General features: G+C 57.9%; 14 protein-coding genes and 2 pseudogenes. 12 read left to right on the forward strand and 4 right to left on the reverse strand.

Features of this window, described 5'->3' with window-relative positions; genetic code table 11:
• Positions 1-107: 107 nt before the first annotated feature.
• Positions 108-461: pseudogene (locus QMY55_RS12380) on the reverse strand (TCP-1/cpn60 chaperonin family protein); the annotation flags it as partial.
• A pseudogene (gene intI1, locus QMY55_RS12385) lies at positions 462-761 on the reverse strand (class 1 integron integrase IntI1); the annotation flags it as partial. It lies immediately after the preceding pseudogene.
• A 101-nt stretch (positions 762-862) separates the two neighbouring features.
• On the opposite strand from intI1, the gene sul1 reads away from it, so the two are divergent.
• The 3 genes from sul1 to QMY55_RS12400 all read left to right on the forward strand — a co-directional run bounded on the left by sul1 (position 863) and on the right by QMY55_RS12400 (position 3,454).
• Complete coding sequence (gene sul1, locus QMY55_RS12390; RefSeq protein WP_000946487.1) at positions 863-1,714, forward strand: sulfonamide-resistant dihydropteroate synthase Sul1; 852 nt, start codon at positions 863-865, stop codon at positions 1,712-1,714.
• 127 nt (positions 1,715-1,841) lie between these two features.
• Positions 1,842-2,342, forward strand: coding sequence for a GNAT family N-acetyltransferase (locus QMY55_RS12395; RefSeq protein ID WP_000376623.1), 501 nt, complete (start codon positions 1,842-1,844; stop codon positions 2,340-2,342).
• 347 nt (positions 2,343-2,689) lie between these two features.
• Positions 2,690-3,454 carry an IS6-like element IS6100 family transposase gene (locus QMY55_RS12400; RefSeq protein ID WP_001389365.1) on the forward strand — a complete coding sequence of 255 codons (765 nt, stop codon included), beginning with the start codon at positions 2,690-2,692 and terminating at the stop codon, positions 3,452-3,454.
• A 260-nt stretch (positions 3,455-3,714) separates the two neighbouring features.
• On the opposite strand, the gene QMY55_RS12410 is transcribed toward QMY55_RS12400, so the two are convergent.
• Positions 3,715-4,356, reverse strand: a complete 642-nt coding sequence (locus QMY55_RS12410; RefSeq protein ID WP_125277469.1) for a substrate-binding domain-containing protein — start codon at positions 4,354-4,356, stop codon at positions 3,715-3,717.
• 121 nt (positions 4,357-4,477) lie between these two features.
• Here QMY55_RS12410 and QMY55_RS12415 point away from each other — a divergent pair, with 121 nt between their 5' ends.
• Positions 4,478-4,783, forward strand: coding sequence for a helix-turn-helix domain-containing protein (locus QMY55_RS12415; protein ID WP_071037998.1), 306 nt, complete (start codon positions 4,478-4,480; stop codon positions 4,781-4,783).
• Positions 4,784-4,820: 37 nt separating this feature from the next.
• Here the strand turns inward: QMY55_RS12415 and QMY55_RS12420 are convergent, their stop codons facing one another.
• Positions 4,821-5,711 carry a LysR family transcriptional regulator gene (locus QMY55_RS12420; RefSeq protein WP_125277468.1) on the reverse strand — a complete coding sequence of 297 codons (891 nt, stop codon included), beginning with the start codon at positions 5,709-5,711 and terminating at the stop codon, positions 4,821-4,823.
• Positions 5,712-5,989: 278 nt separating this feature from the next.
• On the opposite strand from QMY55_RS12420, the gene QMY55_RS12425 reads away from it, so the two are divergent.
• The 8 genes from QMY55_RS12425 to QMY55_RS12460 are packed head-to-tail and all read left to right on the forward strand — an operon-like array spanning position 5,990 to position 18,999.
• A complete protein-coding gene (locus tag QMY55_RS12425) occupies positions 5,990-6,904 on the forward strand; it encodes a WYL domain-containing transcriptional regulator (protein WP_125277467.1) in 915 nt (304 codons plus the stop codon).
• Positions 6,905-6,908: 4 nt separating this feature from the next.
• On the forward strand, positions 6,909-7,382 hold the full coding sequence (gene brxF / locus QMY55_RS12430) for a BREX-3 system P-loop-containing protein BrxF (RefSeq protein WP_125277466.1): 474 nt from the start codon (positions 6,909-6,911) through the stop codon (positions 7,380-7,382).
• 49 nt (positions 7,383-7,431) lie between these two features.
• Entirely contained in the window at positions 7,432-11,220 is a 3,789-nt protein-coding gene (locus QMY55_RS12435) for a DUF6079 family protein (RefSeq protein WP_125277465.1), read from the forward strand.
• A 35-nt stretch (positions 11,221-11,255) separates the two neighbouring features.
• Complete coding sequence (locus tag QMY55_RS12440) at positions 11,256-13,211, forward strand: AAA family ATPase (RefSeq protein ID WP_125277464.1); 1,956 nt, start codon at positions 11,256-11,258, stop codon at positions 13,209-13,211.
• A 16-nt stretch (positions 13,212-13,227) separates the two neighbouring features.
• Complete coding sequence (locus tag QMY55_RS12445) at positions 13,228-13,353, forward strand: hypothetical protein (protein ID WP_257504185.1); 126 nt, start codon at positions 13,228-13,230, stop codon at positions 13,351-13,353.
• A 5-nt stretch (positions 13,354-13,358) separates the two neighbouring features.
• Positions 13,359-14,453 carry an SIR2 family protein gene (locus tag QMY55_RS12450; RefSeq protein WP_125277463.1) on the forward strand — a complete coding sequence of 365 codons (1,095 nt, stop codon included), beginning with the start codon at positions 13,359-13,361 and terminating at the stop codon, positions 14,451-14,453.
• A 2-nt stretch (positions 14,454-14,455) separates the two neighbouring features.
• Positions 14,456-16,195 carry an ATP-binding protein gene (locus QMY55_RS12455; protein WP_125277462.1) on the forward strand — a complete coding sequence of 580 codons (1,740 nt, stop codon included), beginning with the start codon at positions 14,456-14,458 and terminating at the stop codon, positions 16,193-16,195.
• Positions 16,195-18,999, forward strand: coding sequence for a DNA methyltransferase (locus QMY55_RS12460; protein WP_208393565.1), 2,805 nt, complete (start codon positions 16,195-16,197; stop codon positions 18,997-18,999). The genes QMY55_RS12455 and QMY55_RS12460 overlap by 1 nt, the downstream gene beginning before the upstream one ends.
• Positions 19,000-19,002: the final 3 nt, after the last annotated feature.

Consider the following 19,002-nt stretch of genomic DNA (forward strand, 5'->3'; position numbering starts at 1 on the left):
CATCGCTGCCGGGCTCCGGCCCCGTCCTTGGGGCCTTGATGTCGGGTCGTTGCCGGGATCGGACCGCGCTGGCGCGGTCCGGTTCCCTGACGACCGGGCCAACCGGATCAGAAATCCATGCCGCCCATGCCGCCCATACCGCCAGCACCCGGCATGGCCGGCTCTTCCTTCTTCGGCACTTCGGCCACGACCACTTCGGTCGTGATCGCAAGGCCGGCGACGGAAGCGGCGTGCTGCAGGGCCGAGCGGGTCACCTTGGTCGGGTCCAGGATGCCCATGGCGATCATGTCGCCGAACTCGCCGGTGGCGGCGTTGTAGCCGTAGCTGCCTTCGCCGGCCTTGACGTTGGCCACGATCACGCTCGGTTCTTCACCGGCGTTGGCCACGATGGCGCGCAGCGGGGCTTCCAGCGCACGGCGGGTGATGGCGATGCCCAGGTTCTGGTCTTCGTTGATGCCCTGCCAGGGCAGATCCGTGCACAGCACCTTGCCGTAGAAGAACAGCAAGGCCGCCAATGCCTGACGATGCGTGGAGACCGAAACCTTGCGCTCGTTCGCCAGCCAGGACAGAAATGCCTCGACTTCGCTGCTGCCCAAGGTTGCCGGGTGACGCACACCGTGGAAACGGATGAAGGCACGAACCCAGTGGACATAAGCCTGTTCGGTTCGTAAGCTGTAATGCAAGTAGCGTATGCGCTCACGCAACTGGTCCAGAACCTTGACCGAACGCAGCGGTGGTAACGGCGCAGTGGCGGTTTTCATGGCTTGTTATGACTGTTTTTTTGTACAGTCTATGCCTCGGGCATCCAAGCAGCAAGCGCGTTACGCCGTGGGTCGATGTTTGATGTTATGGAGCAGCAACGATGTTACGCAGCAGGGTGACGGTGTTCGGCATTCTGAATCTCACCGAGGACTCCTTCTTCGATGAGAGCCGGCGGCTAGACCCCGCCGGCGCTGTCACCGCGGCGATCGAAATGCTGCGAGTCGGATCAGACGTCGTGGATGTCGGACCGGCCGCCAGCCATCCGGACGCGAGGCCTGTATCGCCGGCCGATGAGATCAGACGTATTGCGCCGCTCTTAGACGCCCTGTCCGATCAGATGCACCGTGTTTCAATCGACAGCTTCCAACCGGAAACCCAGCGCTATGCGCTCAAGCGCGGCGTGGGCTACCTGAACGATATCCAAGGATTTCCTGACCCTGCGCTCTATCCCGATATTGCTGAGGCGGACTGCAGGCTGGTGGTTATGCACTCAGCGCAGCGGGATGGCATCGCCACCCGCACCGGTCACCTTCGACCCGAAGACGCGCTCGACGAGATTGTGCGGTTCTTCGAGGCGCGGGTTTCCGCCTTGCGACGGAGCGGGGTCGCTGCCGACCGGCTCATCCTCGATCCGGGGATGGGATTTTTCTTGAGCCCCGCACCGGAAACATCGCTGCACGTGCTGTCGAACCTTCAAAAGCTGAAGTCGGCGTTGGGGCTTCCGCTATTGGTCTCGGTGTCGCGGAAATCCTTCTTGGGCGCCACCGTTGGCCTTCCTGTAAAGGATCTGGGTCCAGCGAGCCTTGCGGCGGAACTTCACGCGATCGGCAATGGCGCTGACTACGTCCGCACCCACGCGCCTGGAGATCTGCGAAGCGCAATCACCTTCTCGGAAACCCTCGCGAAATTTCGCAGTCGCGACGCCAGAGACCGAGGGTTAGATCATGCCTAGCATTCACCTTCCGGCCGCCCGCTAGCGGACCCTGGTCAGGTTCCGCGAAGGTGGGCGCAGACATGCTGGGCTCGTCAGGATCAAACTGCACTATGAGGCGGCGGTTCATACCGCGCCAGGGGAGCGAATGGACAGCGAGGAGCCTCCGAACGTTCGGGTCGCCTGCTCGGGTGATATCGACGAGGTTGTGCGGCTGATGCACGACGCTGCGGCGTGGATGTCCGCCAAGGGAACGCCCGCCTGGGACGTCGCGCGGATCGACCGGACATTCGCGGAGACCTTCGTCCTGAGATCCGAGCTCCTAGTCGCGAGTTGCAGCGACGGCATCGTCGGCTGTTGCACCTTGTCGGCCGAGGATCCCGAGTTCTGGCCCGACGCCCTCAAGGGGGAGGCCGCATATCTGCACAAGCTCGCGGTGCGACGGACACATGCGGGCCGGGGTGTCAGCTCCGCGCTGATCGAGGCTTGCCGCCATGCCGCGCGAACGCAGGGGTGCGCCAAGCTGCGGCTCGACTGCCACCCGAACCTGCGTGGCCTATACGAGCGGCTCGGATTCACCCACGTCGACACTTTCAATCCCGGCTGGGATCCAACCTTCATCGCAGAACGCCTAGAACTCGAAATCTAACGTCCGTTCGGGCATCGAGGTCCATGTCGGGGTGGGACGGGCCCGTGGCTTCAAGATCACTTGCAGTCCGACCGCGATGTCTTGGTTGCGCGAGAGGTTGTCGATATCCTCCACTTCCATCATCAACCCTGGATAATGCCGCCGCCGTCATCGCCGCCGACGCCCGTGCCGGGCTTTTCGGGCCTGTCAGGCTTGCTCGGCCTTCAGCCTGCCTGGGCGAGATCTCCGGCGGACGGATTAACGGCGGAGCTTCGCCGCCTTTCGTGCGTGTGAAGGCCGAAGATAGGGCTCTGTTGCAAAAATCGTGAAGCTTGAGCATGCTTGGCGGAGATTGGACGGACGGAACGATGACGGATTTCAAGTGGCGCCATTTCCAGGGTGATGTGATCCTGTGGGCGGTGCGCTGGTATTGTCGCTATCCGATCAGCTATCGCGACCTTGAGGAAATGCTGGCGGAACGCGGCATTTCGGTCGACCATACGACGATCTATCGCTGGGTCCAGTGCTACGCCCCGGAGATGGAGAAGCGGCTGCGCTGGTTCTGGCGGCGTGGCTTTGATCCGAGCTGGCGCCTGGATGAAACCTACGTCAAGGTGCGGGGCAAGTGGACCTACCTGTACCGGGCAGTCGACAAGCGGGGCGACACGATCGATTTCTACCTGTCGCCGACCCGCAGCGCCAAGGCAGCGAAGCGGTTCCTGGGCAAGGCCCTGCGAGGCCTGAAGCACTGGGAAAAGCCTGCCACGCTCAATACCGACAAAGCGCCGAGCTATGGTGCAGCGATCACCGAATTGAAGCGCGAAGGAAAGCTGGACCGGGAGACGGCCCACCGGCAGGTGAAGTATCTCAATAACGTGATCGAGGCCGATCACGGAAAGCTCAAGATACTGATCAAGCCGGTGCGCGGTTTCAAATCGATCCCCACGGCCTATGCCACGATCAAGGGATTCGAAGTCATGCGAGCCCTGCGCAAAGGACAGGCTCGCCCCTGGTGCCTGCAGCCCGGCATCAGGGGCGAGGTGCGCCTTGTGGAGAGAGCTTTTGGCATTGGGCCCTCGGCGCTGACGGAGGCCATGGGCATGCTCAACCACCATTTCGCAGCAGCCGCCTGATCGGCGCAGAGCGACAGCCTACCTCTGACTGCCGCCAATCTTTGCAACAGAGCCTCCGTCGCCATGCTCACCTCGCTTTGGTGCACACGAGTATTGAGCATAGTCGAGATTGGTGCAGATCACTTCTGATATTGAACTGTCAGGAGCTGGCTGCACAACAGCCATTACGCCCAATCAACTGGTGCAGTCGTCTTCTGAAAATGACATACAGGCAGCCACTGAGTTGTGTGCCCTGCGACCTGCTCCTAAGCGAAGTGGTATCAGGCGCCCTGAGCTTGTGCTACATGCAGAGCTCTGCTCTCGAATCGCTCGGAAACAGAGTTCGCTTGCCCTTGGGGTCTATGCAGGTGCGTCACGATCTCGTAGGGACCGTCGTCCAGCGGGCGCATGCTGATTCCCCATCCATGGGCGCGCTTGATGCGCGATTGCGCGGATAGCCCGACACCGTAGCCGGCAGAAACCCATAGCGCCATCATCTCGAAAGACGTGACGTACTGAAGATTCTGCTGGTCAGCAGGCGGGTGCGAGAGCAGCCGATGATCCAGCAGAGAACACGTCTCAGCCCGCCAGCGAAAGATCGGGTAGTCCTGTAGATCGGCGACGGTGAGCGATGCCTGATCCAGCAATGGAAACCGCAGCGGCATCGCAACGGCCATGCTCTCAACCCACAAGGGCTGGGTTTGGATGACCGGATCGCTCGATCCTTGAAGCGACACCCCTACGTCGTAGCAGCCTTCACGAAGTCCATCAAGCAACTCGTCACCTGCAACCTCAAAGAACCCGATGCTGACCTCTGGTTCTTGCGCACGTTGCAGCTCGAGCAGCGCCGAAAGCCGAGATGACGATACGCCTGGCGCTATCGCAAACCTGAGGTGGGCGGGCTGGCTGGTGATGTTGTTCATGGAGAACCCACAGAAGCGACAAAGCAGGTCAAGGGCAAACCAGCATCATAGTAAAGAGAGAACTTTAACGTCTATATGTTTAACGTGGTTAATTTAAGAGGATTGTTTGACGCTTCTGCCGATGCAGAAGCTTACTATTCAGCCAGGTCGTCCACCTGGAACACCCACCTATGAATCCGAACCAGCATTAGCTTTCGGGCGGGCCGTGCGCGCGGCCCGCGTCGCGCACGGCGTCGCTCAAGACGACTTTGCATTTCAGGCTGGAATATCGCGTTCACACATGGGCAAGATCGAACGCGGGGAGCATGTGCCGACGCTTCCCCTGATACTGAAAATTGCCGCCGCGCTCGGGATCAGCGCCAGCGAGTTGATGGCGGCGACTGAAAAAAACCTCAACTCTGGCAGTGAGCCGCAAGACTCGCCATAAACAGCCGCGAACTTCAGTTACAGCTCGTGCCGCCGCATCAATCGCCCGAGTGCTCGCGCAGGCGCGCAATGAACCGCTCCACCGATACCGGCATGCTCTCGCTGGTAGGTCGCAGCAAGTAGGTCGTGATGATCGCGGAATCCATAGCCAGGGGGCGGATCACCACATCGGGGCGCGGGCTCGCCGCGACCCTGGTTGCCGTGATGAAGCCAACGCCGTAGCCAGCACCGACCAGGGTGAGCATCATATCCAGCGAGGACACATGCTCGACAACGTCGGGCTCACGCTCCAACGGCCGCAGCAGCCGCGTCAGTTCGCGGTAGCAGCCTTCGCATGTCTGCGGGTCGCATAAGACCAGTGGGTAGCTCGCAAGCTGGTGCAGCGGAACGGCCTTGTGTGAAAGCAAAGGGTGCCGGGCAGGTACGGCGACCACCAGCGAGTCGTGCCAGAGCGGCTCGGTCACGATGTCATCGCCAACCTCCGCCGTGTGCGCGAACCCGATCGAGAAGTCGCCCGAGCGTAGCCCGCGCAACTGCTCGGCCAACGGCACTTCGGACAGACGAATCTCGATCTCCGGCTCTTCCTCGCGGCAACGGGCCAGGAGGGCTGACAGCCGGGGATCGATGGCGCCGTCGGACACTGCAATGCGAAGGCTTCCGCTCAGGCCCGAGGCGACCGCCTGGACGTTCTCCTGAGCCTGCTTCAGCGCGGCGAACACCCTGCGCACGTCTTGCAGGAAAGTCGCGCCCGCCTCGGTAAGCACCGTACCTCGGCGGTTGCGCACGAAGAGCACCGCGCCCAAGTCGTCCTCAAGCTCCTTGATGGCGCGGGACAATGGTGGCTGTTCGATATGAAGGCGCTCGGCGGCCCGTGTGAAGTGCAGCTCCTCTGCGAGAGCCACAAAGCAGCGAAGGTGTCGCAGTTCCATGGGCCGTGCTCCTGTTCCCTATCAAGGATCTATTCGCACCAGTTTTCGTCCGCAGGAGCCTGCTGGATGCACGCTATTCCACGGCGTTTCTGGTGCGATCCGATGGACTCATCACCTACTCGTCCATGCCAGATCACTGCATTTACGCCTCGAAAATGGTTATCATAATGCAGCACATTAGCAAATCAACTTAGATTTCTAGACGTCTTTCTACACAGACCATATACTTTCGGCAGAAATCTGCATAAGCATTCGCTAACCCGAACGAGCCAACCAGAATGCCCCATCAACAGCTTGCCGATCTAACCCAGCCACAGCGCGACCGGCTCGCGTTCGTGGAGTTGCGCGTGCGCTTCATTGGGGAGATGCGTCGACAGGACTTGGTCGCGCGCTTTGGTATCCAGTCCGCTGCTGCGTCCAGGGACCTGGCGCTGTACAAGGACTTGGCTCCAGGCAATATCGACTACGACGGTAAAGGCAAGTTCTACGTCCTCGGCCCGAGCTTCCAGCCGATCTTCGATTTCCCGCCCGGGCGGGTGTTGTCGTGGCTGACGCAGGGTTTTGGCGATGGTGAACCGAGGCACATCAAAGCCTGGGTGGCCAGCGAGAGCCCGTCCCGGCTCACCCACCCTGACCTGGGCATCCTGGCGAGCGTGACCCGTGCCATCCACTACGAATGCCCGCTGGGGATCGAGTACCACTCCATCTCCAGTGGCCGCACCGTGCGGGAGGTCGTCCCGTTCGCGCTGATCGACAACGGCCTCCGTTGGCACGTCCGCGCCTTCGACCGGAAGTCGCAGGAGTTCCGGGATTTCGTCATCACCCGGATCAAGCACCCGGTGGTGCTCAAGGGGCGGCCAGTTGCAGCTCATGAGATGAGCGATCAAGACATTCAGTGGACACGGATCGTCGAGCTCGAGTTGGTGCCGCACCCGGACCAGCCCCGGCCTGAGATCACCGAGATGGATTACGGCATGCTGGACGGCGTGCTGCGGATGAAGCTGCGCGCTGCCACTGCCGGTTACATCCTTCGCCAATGGAGCGTGGACTGCTCCCCTGACCACAGCTTGCGCGGGCACGAGTACCGGTTGTGGCTGAAGGATCATCTGGCCATCTACGGTGTGCGCAATGCCGTGCTGGCGCCGGGCTACCGCTCCCCTGATCAACAGCGGCTCGAAGCCGAGTCGGACTGAGGGAATGAGCATGCTCGCAAAACTCGAACGACTCATCGGCGAAATCGGTGACCTCAACAGCAAGTTGATCCTGCTGGTCGGTCCCAGCCGCAGTGGCAAGACCCAACTGCTGCGCCAACTCAGCGCCAAGCTCAACATCGAGCCGCTCAACGTCGGCCTGGAGCTGGGGCGCCGTTTGGCCGCCACGCCGAACAACAAGCGCGGTTTCTCGGCAGGCGAACTGCTGCGGGAGGTCGCGCAACTTGAACAATTCAGGGAACGAACTGAAGACCCGCTGCTGCTCGACAACCTCGAGTTGCTGTTCGAGCCCAGCCTGCAGATCAACCCGCTTGACCTCGTCAGGCGGCTGGCTCATTCCAAGCGCGTCGTGGCCGTCTGGCCTGGCGAGCTGCGCGGTGACCGCTTGGTGTACGCCGACATGAGCCATCCAGAACATCGTGACTACAGCCGTGACGGCGTGGTCGTACTCGAAATTTGATCTAGTGAATTTATAGAGGGCGGGAAGCGAGAATTATATGGTCAAGAACATGAAATACGGAGATTTGATCCAGTTCGAGCAGATCGAATCAGTCATTCAGCTGCTTGATGCCGGGCGCGCGGACGAGGCCAAGAAGCTCGTCGCGACCTATGTCATCTCCGACGACATGGCCGAGCGGATTATCAAGTTAATGATCCCGCAACTTGGGTTTGAAGAGATTGTTGAAGAAATCGACGACCCAAAGGGTGGCACAAAAAAGAAAACGAATGTCGATCACAAGGGCGTGCTGATCGTCGGCAACTACGGCACCGGTAAATCGCACTTGATGTCGGTGCTGTCGCTGGTGGCTGAAGACGCCGCCTACGCACCGATGATCCGCCACCCGAAAGTCGCCGAGGCGGTTGCCTCCATCGCCGGAAAATTCAAGGTTCTTCGCATCGAGGTGGGCGGTCTGGAAATGCCGCTGCGCCAGGTCATCACCCAGCAGCTTGAGCGCTTCCTCGACAAACTGGGCGTCAGCTACAGCTTCCCGCCGGCAGATCAGGAACTCAACAACAAAGAGTCTCTTGAAGAAATGATGGCCGCCTTCCATGAGGTCTACCCAGACCATGGCCTGCTGCTGGTGGTCGATGAGTTCCTGGAATACCTGCAATCGCGCAAGGACAACGAACTGATTCGCGACTTGGCCATCCTGCGGCAGATCGGCGAGGTCACCAAGCACCTGAAGTTCCGCTTCGTCGCCGGTGTACAGGAGGCCATCTTCGACAGCGTGCGCTTCCAGCACGTCGCCGACAGCATGCGACGGGTCAACGAGCGCTTCACCCAGATCCTGATCGACCGCCAGGACGTCAGCTTCGTCGTCTCTGCGCGCCTGCTCAAAAAGACGGCCGACCAGCAAAACAAGATCCGCGAATACCTCACGCCGTTCGCCAAGTTCTATGGCTCCATGAACGAGCGCATGGACGAATACGTCCGGCTGTTCCCGGTTCACCCGGACTACCTGAAGACCTTCGAGCAAATCCACTTCACCGAGAAGCGCGGCGCGCTCAAGACCATCGAGGCCGCCATGCTGGCCATCCTCGACCAGGCAGTGCCCGCCGACAAGCCGCTGCTCATCAGCTATGAGAGTTTCTGGAACACCATCAAGGCCAACTCGGTCTTGCGTGCCGACCCGAACATCAAAGAAGTGATGCGCGTCTCCGAAGTGCTGGAGTCGCGCGTACAGCAGGCCTTCACGCGCCCGGCCTACAAAGCCATGGCGCTGCGCGTCATCAACGCCCTAGCCGTGCACCGTCTGACCACGGGCGGCGACATCCATGTGCCCATCGGCCCCACGGCTGCCGAGCTGCGTGACGCCCTGTGTCTGTTCCAGCCAGGCGTGGAGGACATGCCCGGCGACCCGGCCGAGAACCTGCTGTCGATGGTGCAGACCGTGATGCGGGAAGTGCTGAAGACCGTCAACGGCCAGTTCATCTCCAAGGCTCCTGATACCGAGCAGTACTACCTTGACCTCAAGAAAGACATCGACTACGACGCGCAGATCGAAAAACGCGCCGAAGCCCTGTCCGACGACGCACTGGACCGCGCCTACTACAGCGCCATTAAGGCGCTGATGGAATGCAGCGACGACCTGCGTTACCCCGGCTTCCAGATCTGGCAGTACCAAATCGAGTGGCAGGAGCGCCGCGTCGAGCGCATGGGCTACCTGTTCTTCGGTGCGCCCAATGACCGGCCCACCGCCCAGCCCGAGCGCGACTTCTACATCTACTTCATCCAGCCCTTCGACAAGCCGAAGTTCAGCGACAACAACCTCGCAGACGAGGTGTTCTTCCGCCTCAAGTCGCCAGACGAGGACTACAAGCGCTACCTGTCGCAATATGCAGCGGCACTGGATCTGGCGTCCACCGCCAGCGGCGGCGCCAAGGCCATCTACCTGTCCAAGGCGCAGGACTCGCTGCGGTCCATGAGCAAGTGGCTGCAAGAAAAACAGATGACCGCGTTCGAGGTCACCTACCAAGGCAAGACCAAGACGCTACAGGATTGGTCCAAGGGCGTCTCCCTGCGTGACCGCGCCCGAATGGGCCCCGACGAGCGCATCAACTTCCGCGACGTGGTGAACATCGTCTCCGGCCTGGCACTCGGCCAGCGCTTTGCCGATATCTCGCCCGAGTACCCCACCTTCTCGGTGCTGGTTACCGAAGCCAACCGCAAGCAACTGGTGGGCAATGCACTGCGTGCCTTGGCGGGCGGCACCCGCACCAAGGATGCCGCAGCCATCCTCGATGCACTGGAACTGCTCGATGGCGACCGCGTCGACCCGGCCAACTCCCGCTACGCGCAAGAGGTGATCAACCGCCTCAAGGCCAAGGGCCACGGCCAGGTGCTCAACCGCAGCGAACTGCTGTCGGGTACCTCTGACGCCGAGTATTTCGCGCCGATCAAGTACCGGCTGGAACCCGACCTGTTGGTCACCGTGCTGGGCTGCCTCGTCTACTCCGGCGACATCGTGCTGTCGATCACCGGCGACAAGATCGACTCCGGCAAGCTGGTGCAGCTCGCAGAGCGTTCGCTGGAAGAGCTCAAGCAGTTCAAGCACATCGAGGCGCCCAAGGAGATCAACCTCGCGGTGTTGCGCGCCTTGTTCGAGTTGTTCGACCTGCCGTCTGGTCTGGCGCAGAGGGCCAGCCAGGGCGACATTGAACCGGTCATCAAGCTGCAGGAGAAAGTCAGCGCCCTGGTGCCGCGCGTGCTCAAGGCCGGCTCCGACCTGCAGCAAGGCAAGCTCGGTTTCTGGGGCCAGAACCTGCTGCGTGAGGAAGAAGCCAAGGACTGGTACACCCGGCTCGATTCGCTGAAGAAGTTCACCGAGTCGCTGACACCCTACAACACCGTCGGCAAACTCAAGAACCTGCGCGTCACCGAGGAAGACCTGGACGGCCAGAAAAAGAATCTGGAAATCCTGGCCGCCGTCGAGCGTCTGCTCGAACTGGTGGCGGAGCTGGGCAGCACGGCGTCCTACCTCTCGCAGGCCGAGATGGTGTTGCCCGCCGAGCACCCGTGGCTGAAACAGGCCGAGACGGCCCGCAAGGCCATCTTCGAGAAGATCAGCCAGGACCGCAGCGCCGAGCACGCCGCCCTGATCCTGGGTAATGGCCGGCAGATGCTGGCCCAGCTCAAGAAGGACTACATCACCGCCTACATCGCCAGCCACAGCAAGGCGCGCCTCGGCGTGGCCGAGGACAAGACCCGCAACGCCTTGCGCAAGGACGACCGCCTGCTGGCACTGCGCGTACTGGCCGGCGTGTCGCTGATGCCCACCAGCCAGCTCACCGCCTTCGAGGAATCCCTCAATGGCCTCAAAAGCTGCTCATCGCTGGATGAGCCGACCCTGGTCACGGCCGCCGTCTGCCCGCACTGCCAGTTCCGCCCGGCTGCCGAGCAACTGGAGCTGCTGCCCGCCGCCAACCGCCTGCACAAGCTGGACGATGACCTGGACGAATTGCTGGCCAACTGGCAGCAAACCCTTCTGGAAAACTTGGAAGACCCGTTCACCCAGGAGAGCCTGGGCCTGTTGCCCGCCGCCAGCAAAAAGCTGATCGACGCCTTCCTGGCCTCACGCACGCTGCCGACCCCATTGACCCAAGAGTTCACCAACGCCGTGCAAGAGGCGCTGTCGGGATTGGAGAAGATCGAAGTCAAGAGCGACGAGATCAAGCAGGCGCTGTTGCAAGGTGGCTCACCCGCCACGCCGGACGACCTGCGCAAGCGCTTTGATGCACTGATCAGCGACCGTAGCAAAGGCAAAGATGCCAGCAAGCTGCGGTTTGTTGTGGAGTGAAGGCAAGTCAGGACTATGTATAGAGGGCAACAGAAATGAAGCTAATAAAAATCCAAGCTATCAATTTTCGATCTGTTGAAGACAGCGGCGAATTCCAGATCGGCGATCTGACATGCCTTGTCGGAAAGAATGAGGCGGGAAAGACCGCGATATTGCATGCCATCCAAGGTATTGCCCCTTCTGATGGTGATTATGCATACGACAAGACGCGGGACTACCCACGCCGATATTTAAGCAAATTCCAGGAGCGTCATCCCAATGGGGAATCCCCGGTTGCCAAAAGCTGGTGGCAACTGGAGGTTGATGACATCGAAGCACTGGAAGATTTTCTAGGAGCAGATGTTCTAGAAAAAACCGAAGTGATCATCACCAGTTATATCGGTCGCGAAAATGCCTGGAGCATTCCGCTTAACGAAGAGGAGTGCATTCGCAAGCTTCAGGCGCGCCACGGTCTGAATGCCAAAGAAAAAGGTGACATCAAGCAGGCCAAGACAATAAAGGATGCCTTGGCAGCACTTAAAGCTCTGACCGAGCGGTCAGAAGCACAGACTGCATTCATGCAAGCCATTGAGAAATTCCGTGACGGAAATCCGGTGCTTGCTGCTATTGATCTTCTCAACAAGCAAAAGCCGACTTTTTTCTATACTTCTCACTTTGAACGGATGTCAGGGGAAATATCCCTGAATCAACTTGCTGCGGACAAGAAAAGTGGGAAGATCAGCTCTGGAGACAAGATATTTCTCGACTTTCTAGAGTATGCGGGTACGACCATAGAAGAACTCCGTGATGCTGCAAAGCACGAAGAACTGGTAGCCCAGTGCGAAGGCGCATCAAACGATATCACTGATGAAATTTTTGAATTCTGGAGCCAGAACGATGCCTTGGCCATCAAAATTGAAATTAACGAAGGGAGACCCAATGATCCTCATCCGTTCAACAACGGAAAAATCGCAAAAATCCGCATAGAAAACAAGCATCATCGCGTGACGGTGCCTTTGTCTGAACGAAGCGCGGGTTTTGTTTGGTTCTTTTCCTTTTTGGCACAATTCAAGCAGCTCAAGAAGTCTGCCGGCAAGGCCATCATACTTCTTGATGAGCCGGGCCTGACGCTTCATGGCAAAGCTCAATCCGACCTTCTGCGGTATATCGAAGAGCGGATTCTGCCCGAGCACCAGGTTATCTACACCACGCACTCGCCATTCATGGTGCCAGCCCAGCGCCTGGAGGATGTCCGTGTTGTCGAAGACGTTGTCGACTACCGCGATCCACGCCGTCCGATAGTAAAAGGGACGAAGGTCTCCGCTGACGTCCTTTCCGTTGACAAGGACACACTTTTCCCGTTGCAAGCCCACCTCGGTTACGAAATCACTCAGTCCCTATTTGTTGGCCAAAACTGTCTATTGGTCGAGGGTCCATCCGATGTGGTTTATTTGCAAGTGGTATCGAGAGCATTGCAAGCCAGAGGAAGATCTGGCTTGGATGAGCGCTGGACCATTTGCCCTACCGGCGGCCTGGATAAGGTGTGGTCTTTCTCGTCACTCTTCCGAGGCAATAACCTTAATATCGCCGTGCTGTGTGACTATGGTAAAGGCGATAAGAGTAAAGTTGAGAGACTTCGGCAAAGCCAAATTTTGAAATCTGAGAGAGTGTTGACGGCATCTGATTTCACGGAAAAATCTGAAAGCGATGTCGAAGATTTATTCGATAGCACTTTCTACTGCGCTTTGGTCAACGAAGCGCTAGGGCTCAAGGAAGGTGAAATCACGGCGGAGAAAGCCGCAGCCGCCGATCAGAGTACATGCCGCATCGTCAAGCAGGTGGAGGCGCTTTGCCGAACACTACCTGCTAACACACTGGACTTCGGCCATTATGTCCCCGCCGATTACCTGATGAGAAACCCTCAGATTCTTGATGGAGAAGGTCAGCCAGTTACTGGAACCTTGGATCGCTTTGAGAAGGTATTCAAAGCGTTGAATTGTTTTTTGGATTAGACAGGACGGCGGCTCCGTGAATCTAATACGCCTGACCATCCCCGACAAGATGCGTTCGCCACAGCGCTACATGCTCACCGACGCGGGCGTGCAGCTCAAGCTGCTGCACGAACAACAGCAGGCTTCGAGCAGGACGGAATAAAGAAAATGTCTCTTCCGCTGCTAACAGAAGAAATAGCGATTACAGCGATCCGGGATTTTTTCCGCGGAAAGCCATTCGTGTTCTTCGGGACAGGAATGTCATGTGCTATGGATACAAGCTTCGGCATGCCTGCACTTCGAGATGAGTTGGTTGAGAAAATGCAGGAAAGAACACTGACTGCGACTCAAGCATCTGAATGGCAAAGCGTAGTCAGCGCCCTTGAGCAAGGCGGCGATCTTGAGAGTTCCCTGAACGCTGTCAGTGACCACAACCTGTTGAGGATAGTGACAGAGATTACGGGAGCATTCGTCTCCTGCCTGGATAGGCGTTTCGCCTATTCGATTGCCCAAGGTTCGACAGAGTGGCCGGCCAGTCGTCTTCTCTCTCGTTTGATCGAAACGCTTCCGGAGAGTGATGGCGTATTGCATGTATTAACGCCGAACTACGATCTTTTGTTCGAGTATGCCTGCGATTTTTCAGGATTGCCCTATACGAATGGGTTGTTTGGTGGAATTGAACGCAAGGAAGACTGGACGGCCGTGGAGCGTGCATTACTCGAACCATGCAAGATACGTCAAGGCAACAAGATAAAAACCGTATACCGACCCAAGAAACATGCTCGTTTATACAAGGTACATGGTTCGCTGAACTATTTTCTCCACCGCAACGCCATCGTTGAAAACAACGCCTGGATGTGGAATCCACCGGAGTTCGCCGAGCGCGTCATGATTACTCCGGGTCTGTCGAAGTATCAGGCGCTTCAACGCTATAGGCGCGAACTGCTGCAATACGCGGATGGTGCGGTGGACAGTGCGACGCACTTTCTTTTTCTCGGGTACGGCTTCAATGACAGCCACTTGGAAGAGTATGTCAAGCGCAAGCTCGTCACACAGTCAAGCCCCGGCCTGATCGTAACAAGGGACTGCAATCCGAGAATCGAGTCGTTGCTCGACCAATCGGAAAATCTTTGGTTGTTCTGCAAGCTGGACGGCGAAGACGGAACGAAAATCTTCAACAAGCGCTATTCCGGTTGGCTGGAACTGAAAGGCCAAAGCCTTTGGGATGTGCGCGACTTTACAGACAGAATATTTGGGAGCTGATTATGTCTATTTTTACCTTCGACACATCCTATTCGCTTGGAAAAGTTCGTTTGGTCGATACGCGCAAAATCAACATCCAAGTCAATAGTGATGAGGATTTGAGGAAGGCGCGTGTTGGGCAGCTTGTTGCGCTCGCACTGCCTGGTGCCGTAGAGGAATGGTTGATTGGCATCATAGAACGGGTGGTAAAGACGCCTGTTCTCGAAGACATTCCTGTTCAGCAGGAAGAGGATTTTCCCGATGCCGCCGAACTGAATCTGCTGCGCGAAAGCGTTCACAACACGGTTCAACTGACATTGGTCGGCACTGTCGGACTGACGCACGAGAATAGCCCAAAATTCTCACGATCTCTGGTTCAGGTGCCAGAGATCGATGCAGGGTGCTTCATCCTCCGTGACGCGCAGTTGCAGACATTCATGAACCTGCTTTCCAAAGAGGGAAAGACTGAGCATTCACTTGAGATTGGTCGCTACACCATTGATGAATCTGCAAAGGCCTACCTGGATGGGAACAAGCTGTTTCAGCGTCATGCAGCTCTGCTAGGCAGCACCGGCTCTGGAAAATCCTGGACTGTTGCCGCCATTCTCGAACAAGCATCTAAGCTCCCTTCATCAAGTCTGATCGTTTTTGATTTGCACGGCGAGTACCGTGAGCTGAGCTATGCCAGACACCTACGCATCCCTGGGCCGGAAGAACTCGGAAAATCGGATCCAGCGTTGCTCTTCTTGCCTTATTGGCTTCTCAACACTGAGGAGTTGCAAGCCATGTTCATTGATCGAAGTGAATTCAGTGCTCACAACCAGGTAATGGCTTTTCAGGACACTGTTGTAGCCGAGAAAAAGAAAACCCTTGAGTCTCAGGGCAAGACCGATGTGCTCAATGCCTTTACGTTGGACAGCCCCGTTCCATTTGACGTCCATTGCGTCATCTCTGAGTTGAGGCGGCTCAACGAAGAAATGGTTCCTGGCGCAAACAACAAAGACAAGCAAGGTCCATTTTTTGGACAGTTCAGTCGCTTGCTGCTGCGTCTGAATAGCAAGGTCAGCGATAAACGCTACGGCTTTCTGTTTCAGGCACCTACCTCTGAACATGCTTATGACGCCATGGCTAGCCTAGTCAAGCGGCTCATGGACTACTCGGAAGACAAGTCACAGATTAAAGTCATCGATTTTTCCGACGTGCCAGCAGATATCCTGCCCGTGATCGTTGGTTTGGTTGCGCGCATCATCTATCAAGTCCAGTTCTGGATGGATCGTGACAAGCGTCGTCCATTGGCATTGGTTTGTGATGAAGCACACCTCTACCTGCCAAAGAAAGACGGAAAAAATCCCGTCGAGCAACGTGCGATTGAGAATTTCGAAAAAATTGCCAAAGAAGGGCGCAAGTACGGTGTTGCACTCCTCGTCATCAGCCAAAGGCCAGCAGATGTAAGCACAACGATACTAAGTCAGTGCAATAACGTCATCGCTCTGCGTCTGACCAATGGTGATGATCAAAATACTGTCAAACGCTTGATGCCGGAAAGCCTAGAAGGGCTAATGGATACACTCCCCGTGCTGGATATGGGAGAAGCATTGGTTGTAGGTGACGCGGTACTTCTACCCAGCCGAATCAAGATTCAAGCGCCACAAGAACGGCCGATCAGCGCCACTATCGAGTTCTGGGATAAATGGAGTGAAGCTCCAGGTACGCCTGATTTTGCGAAAGCGGTGGAAAACATGCGCAGACAGAACAGGGCTTGATGATGGACGAACAACTGAACCTTGGGCGCGTCTCAAAAGACTCCAGTCCCGTTGAATGCCTCGGCCAGACGTTCCCCAGCGACGACGCGCGCCGCGCGCATTTTCTTGCGCTGCTGGCCGAGAAGTTGAAAGACCCGGCATTTCGCAAGCAGGAAGGCTTCCCGCAGGGTACCGACGAAGCGATTCTCGCCATGTCCGATCCGCCGTATTACACCGCCTGCCCGAATCCGTGGCTGGCGGAGTTTGTGGCGCATTGCGGCACGCCCTACGACCCGGCGGTGAAGTACAGCCGCGAGCCGCTGGCGATTGATGTGAGCGTGGGCAAGACCGATGCCATCTACAAGGCGCACAGCTACCACACCAAAGTGCCACACTTGGCCATCGTGCCGTCCATCCTGCACTACACCCAGCCGGGCGATGTGGTGCTGGATGGTTTTTCCGGTTCGGGCATGACCGGCGTGGCGGCGCAGTGGTGCGGCACGGCTCCGGCCAGTTATCGGTTTGAACTGGAACAGGCGTGGAAGAAGGAAGGCCGCGCCGCGCCCAAGTGGGGCGCGCGCCGCGCGGTGCTCAATGACCTGTCGCCCGCCGCCACCTTCATCGGCGCGAACTACAACATTCCCTTCAATGTGGATGCCTTCGCCAAGGCGGGCAAGCAATTGCTCAAGGAGGTTGAGCAGGACATCGGCTGGATGTACGAAACGCTGCACAGCGATGGCAAGACGAAGGGGCGCATCGAATACACGGTGTGGAGCGAAGTATTCAGTTGCCCGGAATGTGCGGGGGAAGTGAATTTTTTGGATGAAGCCTTGGATGAGGAATCCAAGCGCGTCAAAGATGAGTTTCCGTGCCCGCACTGCAATGCCGGATTGACCAAGAAAAAGCTGGAGCGGCTCTACGTCACTAAGCTGGACAGTGTCACGGGCAATACGCTGCAAGCCTCTAAGCGCGTGCCCAGCCTGATTTCATATCGCATAGGAAAAACCAGATATGAGAAAAAGCCGGATGTGGCGGACTTGGCCTTGCTACAAAAAATTGATGCCTTGCCATTACCCAGTGTCGTGCCCATAGTCCCGTTTCCATTTGCGGATATGTGGGAAGCCCCGCGTATGCGTGACAAGGGCATCACTCACACGCACCACATGTTTCTGCCGCGCGCTGCGCAGGCGATGGGTAAGCTGTGGGAAAAAGCATTGGCGAATACTGATGCGCGGATTCGTGCATTTTTGATCTTTATGGTTGAGCAGGCGATTACTGGCCTATCGGTATTGAATCGCTATCAACCAATACAACAAGGACGACCTGGTGGCTCACAAGTCAATCGACAATTGACGGGTGTTTATTATGTTGGTGCACAGCACTCTGAATGTACCCCTTGGTATAACTTATCAGGAAAATTTGAACGGCTTGTAAAAGCATTTTCAGAGTTCAAAGTTGAGCTTGGTAATGCGGCTTTGAACACAGGTACGGCAGCACGTTTGCCGCTACCAGATGGTTGCATCGACTATGTTTTTACCGATCCGCCTTTTGGTGAAAACATCCCCTATGCCGAGTTGAATTTTCTGGTCGAGGCTTGGCACGGCGTGATGACGCAAGCCAAGCTGGATGCCATCGTTGATCGCGCCAAAGAAAACCGCGCGGCGCAGAAGTCCGTGGATGACTACCGCAGGCTGATGGCGGATTGCTTCAAGGAATACTTCCGCGTACTCAAACCCGGTCGCTGGATGACGGTGGTGTTTTCCAACACGCAGGCGGCGGTGTGGAACGGTTTGCAAACGGCGATGCAGGAAGCGGGCTTTGTCGTTGCCAACGTATCTGCGCTCGACAAGCAGCAAGGCAGCTTCAAGGCAGTGACAACCGCCGTCGCCGTCAAGCAGGATTTGGTGATTTCCGCCTACAAACCCAACGGCGGGCTGGAGGAGCGGTTCGCGGAGCGTGGCGCAACGCCGGAATCAGCATGGGACTTTGTGCAGACCCACTTGAAGCAGCTCCCTGTCGTGAAGGTCAGGGGTGGCGAACTGGAGTTCGTCGCCGAACGCGACCCGCGCATCCTGTTCGACCGGATGGTGGCGTGGTTCGTGCGGCACAGTGCGCCCGTACCGCTTTCCAGTCAGGAGTTTCAGGACGGCCTGCGCGCCCGCTTCCCTGACCGCGACGGTATGGTCTTTCTGGCCGAGCAAGTGGCCGAATACGACAAGAAGCGCGCCCAGACCGCGCAAGCGCCGCAGATGGAAATGTTCGTCTCGGATGAGCGCAGCGCGATTGACTGGGCGGCGGACTATCTGAAGGCGCGGCCTTCCATCTATCAGGACATCCACCCGGAGTTCATCAAGCAACTGGGCGCGGGCTGGAAGAAGCACGAAACCCGCCCGGAACTCTCTGCGCTGCTGGAAGCCAACTTCCTGCGCTTTGATGGCGCGGGTGAGGTGCCCAGCCAGATTCACCGCTACCTCTCTACCAATTACCACGACCTGCGCGGACTGGAGAAAAACGATCCGCGCCTGATCGCCAAGGCGCAAGATCGCTGGTATGTGCCCGACCCGAACAAGGCGCAAGACCTGGAGAAAAAGCGCGAGAAGGCGCTGCTCAAGGAGTTCGAGCAGTACAAAACCTTTACTGGCCGCAAGATCAAGGAATCGCGCCTGGAAGTGCTGCGCGCCGGTTTCCGCGCAGCATGGGCGGCCAAGGACTACGCCACCATCCTGCGCGTGGCCGACAAGCTGCCGGACGCCACGCTGCAAGAGGATGAAAAGCTGCTCACCCTGTACGACATGGCGCTGACGCGCAGTGAGGGCGGTATCTGATGA

It is taken from the genome of Comamonas resistens (genome assembly GCF_030064165.1).
In the GTDB taxonomy this organism is placed as follows: Bacteria; Pseudomonadota; Gammaproteobacteria; order Burkholderiales; family Burkholderiaceae_C; genus Comamonas; species Comamonas resistens.

What these genes read in the sequence shown, in the direction of transcription:
- QMY55_RS12435 (WP_125277465.1), top strand. Translation starts at nt 7,432, where the DNA reads ATGAAATACGGAGATTTGATCCAGTTCGAGCAGATCGAATCAGTCATT.
- QMY55_RS12420 (WP_125277468.1), bottom strand. Translation starts at nt 5,711, where the DNA reads ATGGAACTGCGACACCTTCGCTGCTTTGTGGCTCTCGCAGAGGAGCTG.
- QMY55_RS12440 (WP_125277464.1), top strand. Translation starts at nt 11,256, where the DNA reads ATGAAGCTAATAAAAATCCAAGCTATCAATTTTCGATCTGTTGAAGAC.
- QMY55_RS12425 (WP_125277467.1), top strand. Translation starts at nt 5,990, where the DNA reads ATGCCCCATCAACAGCTTGCCGATCTAACCCAGCCACAGCGCGACCGG.
- QMY55_RS12460 (WP_208393565.1), top strand. Translation starts at nt 16,195, where the DNA reads ATGATGGACGAACAACTGAACCTTGGGCGCGTCTCAAAAGACTCCAGT.
- QMY55_RS12410 (WP_125277469.1), bottom strand. Translation starts at nt 4,356, where the DNA reads ATGAACAACATCACCAGCCAGCCCGCCCACCTCAGGTTTGCGATAGCG.
- QMY55_RS12455 (WP_125277462.1), top strand. Translation starts at nt 14,456, where the DNA reads ATGTCTATTTTTACCTTCGACACATCCTATTCGCTTGGAAAAGTTCGT.
- QMY55_RS12400 (WP_001389365.1), top strand. Translation starts at nt 2,690, where the DNA reads ATGACGGATTTCAAGTGGCGCCATTTCCAGGGTGATGTGATCCTGTGG.
- QMY55_RS12395 (WP_000376623.1), top strand. Translation starts at nt 1,842, where the DNA reads ATGGACAGCGAGGAGCCTCCGAACGTTCGGGTCGCCTGCTCGGGTGAT.
- QMY55_RS12415 (WP_071037998.1), top strand. Translation starts at nt 4,478, where the DNA reads ATGCAGAAGCTTACTATTCAGCCAGGTCGTCCACCTGGAACACCCACC.
- brxF (WP_125277466.1), top strand. Translation starts at nt 6,909, where the DNA reads ATGAGCATGCTCGCAAAACTCGAACGACTCATCGGCGAAATCGGTGAC.
- sul1 (WP_000946487.1), top strand. Translation starts at nt 863, where the DNA reads ATGTTACGCAGCAGGGTGACGGTGTTCGGCATTCTGAATCTCACCGAG.
- QMY55_RS12450 (WP_125277463.1), top strand. Translation starts at nt 13,359, where the DNA reads ATGTCTCTTCCGCTGCTAACAGAAGAAATAGCGATTACAGCGATCCGG.